General features: G+C 68.0%; 5 protein-coding genes. All 5 read right to left on the bottom strand.

Annotated elements, in window-relative coordinates:
- Positions 1 to 12: 12 nt before the first annotated feature.
- Genes J3A66_RS03530 through J3A66_RS03510 form a run of 5 tightly spaced genes read right to left on the bottom strand, consistent with a single transcriptional unit; the run spans position 13 to position 11,159 of the window.
- Complete coding sequence (locus J3A66_RS03530) at positions 13 to 2,310, bottom strand: GH92 family glycosyl hydrolase (protein ID WP_209567188.1); 2,298 nt, start codon at positions 2,308 to 2,310, stop codon at positions 13 to 15.
- The gene (locus J3A66_RS03525; RefSeq protein ID WP_209567187.1) at positions 2,307 to 3,728 is read right to left on the bottom strand and encodes a glycoside hydrolase family 125 protein; all 1,422 of its coding nucleotides are present in this window, start codon (positions 3,726 to 3,728) and stop codon (positions 2,307 to 2,309) included. The genes J3A66_RS03530 and J3A66_RS03525 overlap by 4 nt, the downstream gene beginning before the upstream one ends.
- The gene (locus J3A66_RS03520; protein ID WP_209567185.1) at positions 3,725 to 6,262 is read right to left on the bottom strand and encodes a glycoside hydrolase family 3 C-terminal domain-containing protein; all 2,538 of its coding nucleotides are present in this window, start codon (positions 6,260 to 6,262) and stop codon (positions 3,725 to 3,727) included. The genes J3A66_RS03525 and J3A66_RS03520 overlap by 4 nt, the downstream gene beginning before the upstream one ends.
- Positions 6,259 to 8,844 (bottom strand): glycoside hydrolase family 2 protein, encoded by a 2,586-nt coding sequence (locus tag J3A66_RS03515; protein WP_209567183.1) that lies wholly within the window; start codon positions 8,842 to 8,844, stop codon positions 6,259 to 6,261. Before J3A66_RS03515 ends, J3A66_RS03520 begins: the two co-directional genes overlap by 4 nt.
- Positions 8,844 to 11,159 carry a family 20 glycosylhydrolase gene (locus J3A66_RS03510; RefSeq protein WP_209567181.1) on the bottom strand — a complete coding sequence of 772 codons (2,316 nt, stop codon included), beginning with the start codon at positions 11,157 to 11,159 and terminating at the stop codon, positions 8,844 to 8,846. Before J3A66_RS03510 ends, J3A66_RS03515 begins: the two co-directional genes overlap by 1 nt.
- Positions 11,160 to 11,346 lie beyond the last annotated feature (187 nt).

Below are 11,346 nucleotides of genomic sequence, written 5' to 3'. Positions count from 1 at the left end.
TCCGAAAAGGGGTCAGGCAGCCGGGGCGCCAAAGGAGGGCGGGCGATCCGCCATCTTCGCGCCGAAAGCGGGGTTGGGCGTGGCGGACATGGTGAAGCGCAGCGTACCGCCGGCGACGAAATCGGCATGCCCGATCCAGCTCTTCGTCCAGGGCTTGCCGTTCCAGGTGACCGCGGTGACATAGGGCGTATCGATGCGGTTGCCCGGCGCCTCGATCACGACCTTGCGCTTGCCCCCGACCTTGAGTTCGGCGCGGGTGAAGAGCGGCGAGCCGAACACATAGACCGCCGCGACCGGATCGACCGGATAGAGGCCGAGCGCGGACATCACGAACCATGCGCTCATCTGCCCGCAATCATCGTTGCCGATGATCCCGTCGGGCGCGCGCTTGTACATCGTCGTCAGGATCCTGCGGACCAGCGCCTGCGTCTTCCAGGGCTGGCCGACATAGGCGTAGAGATAGGGCACGTGCTGATCAGGTTCGTTGCCGTGCGCATATTGGCCGATCAGCCCCGATATGTCGGGCGGCGCGTCCCTGGGCAGCGTCGACGGCGCAGCGAACAGCGCGTCGAGGCGCGCGGCGAATTTCGCATCGCCACCGAAATGCGCGATCTGGCCGTAGAGGTCATGCTGGTTGAGGAAGGTCGTCTGCCAGCCATTGGCTTCGGTGAAATCATGGTAGCGCTTGATGTGGCCGAGCTGGATCGGGTCATAGGGCGTCAGCCAGCTGCCATCGGCGAGCTTGGGCCGTGCCAGGCCGATCGCCGGGTCGAGCACGTTGCGATAGTTCCGGCTGCGTTCGCGCAGACGGGCGGCGTCGTCGGTCGCCCCGGCCTTCGCGGCGAGGGCGGCCATCGCCCAGTCGTCATAGGCATATTCCTGCGTCCGGCTGACCGACTCGTCGACCTGATCGGCGGGCAGATAGCCGCGCACGATATAGGTGCCTCGCGCGCGGCTGTTGACGAGGTCGGGCGCCTTGGCGTCGAACGCGCGCGTGCGGATCGCTGGCCAGGCGGCGGCATAGTCCGCGTCGATGCCCTTTGCCGCGGCCTCCGCCATGATCGCGACCGAATGCCAGCCGATCATCGTGCCGGTCTCGACCCCCTGGAGCGGCCAGCAGGGCGGGCCATAGGCACTCTGCTGTGTCTGGCGGACCAGGTCGCGGACGAGCGACCGCGCGCGATCGGGCGCGACCAGGGTCAGGAGCGGGTGGAGCGTCCGGTAGGTGTCCCAGGTCGAATAGGTGCTGTAGGCCTGTTCGCCCTTGGGCACGCTGTGGACCAGCCGGTCGAGCCCGACATAGCGGTCGTCGACATCCGAAAACAGCGTCGGCGCGAGCATAGAATGATAGAGCGCGGTGGCCATGACGACGCGCTGGTCGTCGCTGCCACCGTTGATCTTCACGGTCTTGAGCGCGTCGGCCCAGTCGCCGATGGCCTGGCGCCGCGCGGCATCGAAGTCGCGCGAGGCCGAGGCGGCGAGGTTGGTCCGTGCGCCCGCCATGTCGACCGCGGAGACCGCGGTCCGCACGACGATCGGGGCGGAGCCCGCATCGTCGTAGTGCAATACCGCGCGCACGCGGTCGGCGGTCGCGATCGCGCCGTTGACGACCTGGTCGCCCGCATGGAGCGTGATCCGGTCGGGCTTGCGCGATACCTGCATCGCGAAGTGGATGCGGCGCCCCTTGGCCCAGCGGAAGGTGCGGCGGCTGCCGATCAGGATGCCGTCGGATTCGAGTTCGATCCGGCTGTCGTCGATCAGCGGGCCTTCGCCCGGGCGGCTGTCGCGGTAGTTGCCGAGATCGATCAGGAGATGCCCGGGGCCGGCGGGAAAGCGGTGCCGCTGCCAGCCGACGCGCGCTTCGGCGGTGAGTTCGGAGCGAACGCCGTTGCCGAGCGTGCAGGCATAATAGCCGGGCTCGGCACTCTCCTGTGCATAGGTCTGGCGATAGCCTTCGCCGGGCTTGTCGGGTGCGCCGGGGCGCAGCTTGACCGGGCCGCGGGCAGGCACGACGAGCACGTCCATCATGTCGGCGATGCCGGTGCCCGACAGATGGGTGTGCGAAAAGCCCATGATTGACGGGTCACCGCGATGATAGCCCGAGCAGTTCGCCCAGTTCTCCGTATCCGTGTCGGGACTGACCTGGACCATGCCGAACGGCACGGTCGCGCCGGGATAGGTATGGCCGTCGCCGCCGGTGCCGATCCACAGATCGGGCACCGCGCGCGACCGGCCGGCAAAGGCCGGCATCGCGCCGCTCAGCGCCAACGCACCGGTCGAGCCGAGCAACGCACGTCGCGTGAGCCTCATAACGGCGCCGCCAGCAGCGCGGGGCGGGTATCGGCAAGATGGACGAGCAGTTCCCCGAACAGTCCGTTCGTCCAGGCGAACCAGCTGCGCGTGAACTTGGCCGGATCGTCCTTGTCGAACGCCTCGTGCATGAAGCCGGTGTCGGCATCCGTATCGCGCAGCATTCTGAGGCAGCTGCGGACGGTCGCGTCGTCGGCGCCGGCAAGCGCGCGGATGATCAGCGACATCGGCCAGATCTGGCCGAGCCCGACATGCGGGCCTCCGATCCCCTCCGCCTTGGTGCCCTTGAAGAAATAGGGATTGGCGTCGCTCCAGGCCGCGTCCGAGGTGCGGCGCCAGAGCGGGTCGGTGGCGGGAACGCAGCCCATATAGGCGAGCGCGGACAGCGACGGCACGTTGGCGTCGTCCATGAAGACCGCGTTGCCGAACCCGTCGACCTCATAGGCCCACACCTCGCGGCCGTCGCGCAGCCGCATCTTGCCATGCGCGTTGAGCGCGGTCTCGACCTCGGCCGCGAGCGCGGTGGCATCGGCGGCGAGCGCGGTATCGTTGCGCGCCTCCTTCGCGACGACAGCCAGTTCGCGCAGCGTCGTCACCGCGAAATGATTGGCGGGGATCAGATAGGGATAGAGGCAGGCATCGTCGGACGGACGAAAACCGCACTGGATCAGGCCGTTCGGCCTGGCGGGATTGCCCCAGCCATCGAGCGCCATCGTCTCGGTATTACGGTTCGAGGCGCGCAGGAAGCTATAGGGTCCGCGACCGTCCTTGCGCTGCTGCTCGCGATAGGTGCGCAGGCTGGCGCGTGCTGCCTCCGCCCAGGTCGCGTCGAACGGGGTCGCGTCGCGCGTCGCCTGCCAATAGCCATAAGCGAGACGCATCGGGTAGCAGAGCGAGTCGATCTCCCATTTGCGCTCGGCGACACCCGGTTTCATCTCGGTCTGGTCGTGCAGCGCCCAGCTCAGCTCGGTCTTGCCGGCGGGATCCTCGAGAAATGCGTTGGCATAGGGATCGAGCAGGATCGACCGCGACTGGCGGGCGATCAGCCCGCGGAACACGGTGCGCAGTGCGGGATCGTTGCGCACGAGGTGAAGATAGGGGCGGAGCTGCGCCGAGCTGTCGCGCAGCCACAGGCAGGGAATGTCGCCGGTGATGACGAAGGCATCGGGCGCGCCGCCGATGGTCGACATCCGCACGGTCGTGTCGAGCGTGTTGGGATAGCAGTTGCCGAACATCCAGCGCAGCTTCGGATCGGCGATCCGGGCCGAGACGCGGGCGATCTCGCGTTCCACTGCCCGGCTCTTAAACAGACGGTCGGCGACGGCGGGGCGCTTGGAGGGCAGGTTCGGGCGGGCGGCAAAAGCAGGGGTGCCGACGAGCGCGAGCCCGCCGGCGATCAACGAACGGCGATCGATCATTTGGGCAGCCCCACCGGCGCACCGGTGATCGTCAGGTCGGTCCATTGCCCCTCGCCGTCGCCGGGCTGGCCGCCGCCGACATAGAGGCGATAGGCGCCGGGCTGGATCGTCCGCGTGCCGTCACGCGCGACGCTGCTCATCGAGCGGGGATCGAGCGCGAATGAGACGGTGCGCGACTGGCCGGGCTTGAGCGCGACGCGGTCGAAGCCGACGAGCTGGCGCTGGAGCACCGCGGTGGTCGCTCCGCCGCCGGTAGTCGCGGTCGGGACGAGATAGGCCTGAACCACCTCTTCGCCCGCGCGCGCGCCAGTGTTCGAGACCTTCGCCGCGAGCGTGAGCGGCTGGCCGGCGGCGACGGTGAGGCCGGGCTTTGCCGCGGCATAGCCGAAGCTGGTATAGCTCAGCCCGTGCCCGAAGCCCCAGAGCGGCTTGCCGGTGAAGTAGCGGTAGGTGCGCTCCTTCATCGTATAGTCGATGAAGGCGGGCAGGTCGCTCGCGGACTTGTAGACGGTGACGGGGAGGCGACCCGAGGGGTTGTTGAGCCCCGCCAGCGTCTCGGCGATCGCGGTGCCGCCGGCCTGGCCCGGATACCAGGCGGTCAGGATCGCGTCGGCGAGCGACGGATCGACCGCCACCGCGCTGCCGCTGGTCAGGACGAGGATGACGGGTTTGCCGGTCGCGCGCAGTGCTTTCAGCAGCGCCTGTTGCGCGAGCGGAAGCCCGATGTCGGTGCGGTCGCCACCGACGAATCCGGGGACGCTGACCGACAGCGCCTCGCCCTCGAGATCGGGCGACAGGCCCATCACCGCGACGACGACGTCCGACGCGTTTGCGGCGGCGACGGCGGCGGCGAGCATCGGCGCGGCGGGCGGCGTCCAGAGCAGGCGGATGCCCTCGTCGTCGCTGCGGTGATCGAGTTCGAGGCGGAAGGCGGCGGGCTTGCCGTCGCTGGAGACCGGGATCTCGACGCGGCCCTTCTTGACCTCGCCCGCCGTGAGCTGGCGGTCGCCGATCCAGAGTCGTGCGACGTCATGGACCGAACAGTCCTTCCAGCACGCCGGGACGTCGATCACCAGCGTATAGTCACCCGCGGCGGGCGGGGTGAAGACACCCGACCAGCGGACGCCAAAGCTGCGGCCAAGCCCGGGCGCCGGACTGACGCGGTTGAGGTCCGCATCGATGCGGCGTTCGGTGCGCGTCAGGACGGGCGTGCCGCCGGTCGTCCCGGTACCGGCGAAATACTCCGCTTTCAGACCCTGGGGAAAGACGGTCTCGGGAACCACCACCGGCGCGCCGTCGGCGAGCACCGAACCCTGGGCATAGCGGACATTGGCGGCGCCGAACTGCTTGCGGATGCCGTCGAGCGGGGTGACCGGGGCGACCGCGGTGCCGTGGTAATTGCCCTGAAGCACGCCGATATCGTCGGCATTGGTGCCGATCACCGCGATCCGGCTGCCGGTCTTGAGCGGCAGGCGGCTGGCATCGTTCTTGAGCAGCACGATCGACTTGCGCGCCGCTTCGAGCGCGAGCGCACGGTGCGCGGGGGTGTCGACCTGATCGGTGCCGATCTTGCTCCACGGGCTGTCGCCGCCGAACGCGATGCCCAGTGCACGGCGGGCGCGGAAGGCGCGCGTCAGCGCGGTGTCGACCTCCGCCTCGCTCACCAAGCCCTGGCGCACCGCGGCGGGGAGGCCGGCATAGGCGGTGCCGCAATTGAGATCAGTGCCGCCCCTGATCGCCGCTGCCGCGGCGCCGGGTGTGTCGAGCCGGTAGTGGTGATAGGTGCTGATATTGCCGACCGCGTCGCAATCCGAGACGGTGAAGCCGGTAAAGCCCCAGTCACGCCGCAGCCGGTCGACCATCAGCGGCGACGATGCGCAGGCGGGCACGCCGTGGATCGAGTTGTACGCGCACATCAGCGAGAGCGCCTTGCCCTCGGTCACCGCCTGACGGAAGGCGGGCAGGTAGGTTGCTTCCAGATCCTGCGGGCTGGGGTCGACGTCGAAGCTGTCGCGCCCGGCCTCGGGGCCGCTATGCACCGCGAAATGCTTCGGCGTGGCGACGACCTTGGGGTGGAGCGGGTCGGGGCCCTGGAGGCCGCCGATGAACGCGACGCCGAGCCGCCCGGTCAGATACGGGTCCTCGCCATAGGTTTCCTGCCCGCGCCCCCAGCGCGGATCGCGGAAGATGTTGATGTTGGGCGACCAGATCGTCAGCCCCTCATAGATGCGGCGATCGGCATTGGCGGGCTTCGCATTGAAGCGCGCGCGTGCCTCGGTCGCGACGACGTCGCCGATCTTGCGGACGAGTGCCGGATCCCAGGTCGCAGCCATGCCGATCGCCTGCGGGAACACGGTCGCATGACCATTGCGCGCGAGACCGTGCAGTCCCTCGTTCCACCAGTCATAGGCGGGCAGGCCGAGCTTCGGATCGGCGGGCGCGGTGCTCTGCAGCTGTGCGGCCTTTTCTTCCATCGACATGGTAGCGACCGCGGTGGCGACGGGATCGGCGGAGGCGAGCAGGAGCCAGATCATCGGGCAAGGGTCCTCAAGGTGAGCGCTTTGCGCAGTGTGGCAGGCGACGCGTCCGACGCAACGGCGACGGTCCGCGTCTCGCCCGGCAGAAGGTCGAACCCGTCATCGGCGGGCTGCGCCGCCACGTCCCCGAAATCGAGCATGACCGCGCGGGCGAAGTGGCTGGCGGTGATCGTCGCGGTCGAGCCCGACCAGGTGACGCTCAGGCCCGGATCGGGATAGGCCATGTCCTTGGGCAACGCGCGTTCGATGATCGCCCGGCTGACGACCGTGTCGCCGACGATCAGCTCGGCGACCGCATAGCTGGCCCCCGGCGCGGCGCTGCCGAACAGCGTCGCATCGGGCAGCGTCGCGGCGAGCGTCGACGAGAGCGGCGGCAGCGTCGCGGGCGTGGTGGTGTCGTTCAGCACGGTGCCCGCCATGTCCATCGCGCGCACCCGCCAGCGCGCGGCGATCGGCGTGGTCGCGTCGGAGATCAGCGAGATCCGCGTCGCGCCATCCTTGTGTTCCGCGGCGATCGCCTGGGGTGCGAAGAAGCGCCGCGCGGCATAGTTGAGCAGCTTCCACTGGCCGTCATGATCGATGCTCGCCCAGCTGATCGAGGGCCAGACGTCGTTCAGCTGCCAGTAGAGCGACCCCATCGTCACCGGGCGGCACGCACGGTGATGCAGCGCGGCGATGCGGATCGCCTCGGCCTGGTTGACCTGCGTCAGATAGACGAGATCGGCGAAATCCTTCGCCGGGCGCAGGCGATCGCGCAGATACATCAGCAGGCGCTCATTGCCCTCGCCGGCGAGGAACTTCTGATGCGCCTTCATCACCGGACTGTCGGCGGCAAGCGGTCCCTTGCCCGCGAAGGCGCGGATCGTCGCGAGGTCCGGCATCGCCTGGAAGCCATATTCCGACATGAAGCGCGGGCAGCTGTCGAGATAGCGTTCGACCGGTTTCGATCCGGACCAGACATCCCAGAAATGGCGATCACCGTCCTTGTCGGTGTCGGTCGGGCCCTCATAATCGGTCGAGGGGGAGCCCGGCCAATAAGGCGTGCCGGGCGAATATTTCGTCACCGCCTGGCGCAGCACGCGGTCGAACAGCACCGCCATGCCCGCGCCGATCCGCTCCTGCTCGTCGGCGCCGACCGCCTTCTTGAACGCCTTGCGATCGGACCAGTTCTCCCAGCCCGACAGCACTTCGTTGCCGCCGGCCCAGATCACGACCGAGGGATGCGAGCCGATCCGGGCGACCTGCTGCTCGGCCTCAATCCGGACATTCTCGCGGAATGCTGCATCGGGCGGCGTGACGCTGCCGCCGAACATGAAGTCCTGCCACACCATCAGCCCCATGCGGTCGGCCATGTCGTAAAAGGCGTCGTCGAGATAATAGCCGCCGCCCCAGACGCGGATCATGTTCATGTTGGCGTCCGCTGCGCCCTTCAGGATCGTCTGCATATAGGCGGGGGTGACGCGCGACGGGAACATGTCGAACGGGATCAGGTTCGCGCCCTTGGCGAAGATCGGCGTGCCGTTGACCTTGAAGCCGAAGCTGCCGTCCTTGCGGATCAGTTCGACCGTGCGCAGGCCGATCCGCCGCGTGACACTGTCCTCTGCGGTCGCTTGCGCGCCGGCGAGCGAGGCGGTGACGGTGTAGAGCGGCTGCGCGCCATAGCCGATCGGCTGCCAACGCTGCGGCGCGGCGATCGTCAGCGGCAGCGAGACGCTGTTGCTGCCGGCGGCGAGCGTGACGCTACGGTCGACCGTGACGGTCTTGCCGTCGGGACCCGTGACAACGGCGTGCACGGTCGTGCGACCAGGCGTGTCGGCGACGATGTCGAGCTTCGCCGCGATCCGCGCCTCGGCGTCGCTCAGATCCTCCTGCTCGACCCGGAACGTCTCGATCCGCGCCTCGTCCCAGATCTCGAGACGGACCGGGCGCCAGATGCCGATGTTGACGATGCGGGGACCCCAGTCCCAGCTGTAATGATATTTGGGTTTGCGAATATAGGGCGAGGTCTGCTTGCCCTTGGGCTCGTCGCCGAACGCGCTGTCATATTCGCCGGGAAGCGGATGCTTTTCGGCGAGCACCATCGGCTGCAGCGTGCGGATCGGCGAGGCGATCGTCACCACCACCTCGTTGCGGCCCGCCTTCAGCGCCGATTTCGCGTCCACGCGCCAGCGACGGTGAGCGTTGTCGGTCTTGAGCAGCGGCGTGCCGTTGACGGCGACGGTCGCAAAGGTGTCGAGACCGTCGAATACGAGATCGAGATGGTCGCGCGCGAGCATCGCCGGCGTGACTTCGAGCACGCGGCGGAACTGCCACCGGGTCAGCCCGGCCCACTGGATCGCCGCCTCGTTCATGCCCTTGTAGGGATCGGGGACGCGGCGCGCGGCGATCAGGTCCTGCTGGACCGATCCCGGCACCGTGGCCGCGAGCCATTTCGCCTCGCGCTTGTGCGCGGCGACCGCGGCCGTGTCGGTCGGATCGATCCGGACCTGCCAGTCACGGTCGAGCGTGACCACCGTCTTCGGGGCCGAGATCGCGGGCGAGGCGAGTGCGAGGAGAGGGAGAAGGAACCAGCGACGCATCAGCGTGTCTCCGTAAGTTGCATCCGCTCGACCGCATAATAGGGATCGGACGTGGGGGAGGTGAATTGCAGGCAGATGTCGCGGTCGCCGGTCAGCGCGGGCAGGCGGCCCTTGACGCTGAACCGGGTGGCGGCGGTTGCCGGATCGGGGAGCGGGAAGGTGCCGGCGACGACCGGCTTGGCACCCGCCACGGTGCAGCCGACGAGCACGATCAGCTCGCCGTGCGGGGTGACGTTATAATGCCGGCGAAGCTTCGTATCTTCATGCGCGAGCGCATAATGACGCGGCAGGCGGGCGATATCGATCGTGAAGCCCTTTGCGGCATCCATCGGCGCGGCGGGATAGGCGGTGCACAGGTCGAACAGGTCGATATTGTAGACCGGTGCATTTGCCTGCGCCTCGGGCGTCAGCGGCACGCGTAGCGCGAGCGATCCTTTTGGACAGGCGACCATGTCGGAGGCAGTGCGCGTCAGCAGTGCCTGACGGCCGGTATCGAACAGGCGTGGCTCGGCGATCTGCTGACCGGCGGCGTCAAACGCGGCGGCGCGGATCTTGACCCCGGCTTTGATCGACAGCGGTGCCGTATAGGCGGGCGACCGCGGGCCGGGGGCCTTGCCGTCGAGCGTGTAGCGGATCGTGCCATAGGGCGCCTGCGTCGCCAGCGAGATTTTGGCGCTTTTGGTGCGCAGCGCATCGCCGCGTGTGCCAGCGAGCGTATAGCCGACTGCGAACGCGCTGTCCGCGACCTGCATGCCGGAGGTGCGCCAGCGGCCGATCTGCGGCTGAACCCGCTCGAGAAAACTGCCGAAGTCGCGCTTGTCCTTGCCCGACCAGGTGATTTCCGCGAGCGCGGCGGCGCGCGGGAAGATCAGATGCTGCATCTGATAGGGCGTGACGATGTACTCACTCCACAGATTGCCCTGTGCACCGAGCACGTGATGCGCCTTTTCGGCGGGGATCCCCGCGGGCATCGGCTCGTATTTATAGACGGTCTCGAGAGACTGGATCTCGATCCGGCCCGGCGGTTCGTCGCTGCGATCGCTTTGCAGGCTGTTGAGGTAGAGCGTCGGTGCGGGTGAGAGGACGACGTCGTGGTTCTGGTTCGCGGCCTCGACCGCGCCCTTCTCGCCGCGCCACGACATCACCGATGCGGAGGCGGGGAGGCCGCCTTCGAGGATTTCGTCCCAGCCGATCAGGCGGCGGCCCTTGCTGGCGAGATATTCGCCGAACTGGTCGATCATCCAGCTCTGCAGCCCGTTCTCGTCCTTGATTCCGAGCTTTACCATCTGCGCCTGGACTTCGGGGCTACGTTCCCACTGATCCTTGACCGCCTCGTCGCCGCCGAGATGGACATAGGTGCCGGGGAAGACCGCCATGATCTCGTCGAGCACGGTCTTGACGAAGGCGATGCCCTTGGGGCCGGGATTGAAGAGATAGGGATTCACGCCCCAGTCGCTGCTGACCTTCGGCGTGTCGCCAAGGACGCCGAGGTCCGGATACGCGGCGACGAGCGCCTGGGCGTGGCCGGGCAGGTCGATCTCGGGGACGATGACGATGCCGCGCTCCGTCGCATAGGTGACGAGCTTGCGCAGCTCGTCCTGCGTGTAGAAGCCGCCGACCTGCGTGCCGGGCGCCTCGCCGGTCGAGGGTGACGTCCGGACGCTGCCGACCGATGTCAGCCGGGGATAGGCCTTGACCTCGAACCGCCAGCCCTGATCGTCGGTGAGGTGGAGATGGAGCGTGTTGAGCTTCACCGACGCCATCTGGTCGACGATCGCATAGAGCGAGGGCAGCGACTGGAAATGCCGCGCGGTGTCGATCATCAGCCCGCGCCAGCCGAAGCGGGGGGCGTCGTCGATCGTCACCGCGGGGATCCGGACGGGCTGGCCGAAGGCGCGATCGGGGCTGATCAGCTGCGCCAGCGTCATCGCGCCGTAGACGAGGCCGGCATCGCCCGACGCCGCGATCCGCACGCCGGACGCATCGACGGTCAGGCGATAGGCTTCCGCACCCTTGATCGTCGGATCGCGGTCGATGCGGATCATGCCGCGCGCGCCGGTCGCCAGCGTCAGGCCACGTTCGGTCTTCACATGGGCGAGGAGCAGACGGGCGGCGGCGGTGGTGCCGGCATCGCCGGGATCGGCGGACACCGTGCTGCCCGCCGCGATCGTCACGGCGCCGGTCCCGCGCGTCATCGCTGCGGGTTGCGGAACCAGCGGCAGGCGGTCCTGCGCATCGGCCAAACCGGTGGTGCCGAGCATCATGCCGGTCGCGATGAGCGCGCATCCGAAACGGGGGGGTGCGTTTGACCGCATGATTTCTGCTCCCGGTAACCGGCTCCTCACGGCCGCTGGTGGGGGAATGTAACCAATATAGGTCCAGACACAAGCCGTTGATTGGCCGGCGTCCCGAAAGCAGGTCCCGAGCTTTTGCAAAGTTTGCCAGTGTTTCAATCGATCTGGCAGCATCGACCCGTTTTGAACGGAAATACCAATATAATCC

It is taken from the genome of Sphingomonas sp. PvP018, assembly GCF_017876865.1.
GTDB classification, from domain to species: Bacteria; Pseudomonadota; Alphaproteobacteria; order Sphingomonadales; family Sphingomonadaceae; genus Sphingomonas; species Sphingomonas aerolata.
The sequence above is the reverse complement of the archived record's forward strand: the minus strand, read 5'-3'. Positions and strand labels throughout refer to the sequence as shown.

What these genes read in the sequence shown, in the direction of transcription:
- J3A66_RS03515 (WP_209567183.1), bottom strand. Translation starts at nt 8,844, where the DNA reads ATGCGTCGCTGGTTCCTTCTCCCTCTCCTCGCACTCGCCTCGCCCGCG.
- J3A66_RS03510 (WP_209567181.1), bottom strand. Translation starts at nt 11,159, where the DNA reads ATGCGGTCAAACGCACCCCCCCGTTTCGGATGCGCGCTCATCGCGACC.
- J3A66_RS03525 (WP_209567187.1), bottom strand. Translation starts at nt 3,728, where the DNA reads ATGATCGATCGCCGTTCGTTGATCGCCGGCGGGCTCGCGCTCGTCGGC.
- J3A66_RS03530 (WP_209567188.1), bottom strand. Translation starts at nt 2,310, where the DNA reads ATGAGGCTCACGCGACGTGCGTTGCTCGGCTCGACCGGTGCGTTGGCG.
- J3A66_RS03520 (WP_209567185.1), bottom strand. Translation starts at nt 6,262, where the DNA reads ATGATCTGGCTCCTGCTCGCCTCCGCCGATCCCGTCGCCACCGCGGTC.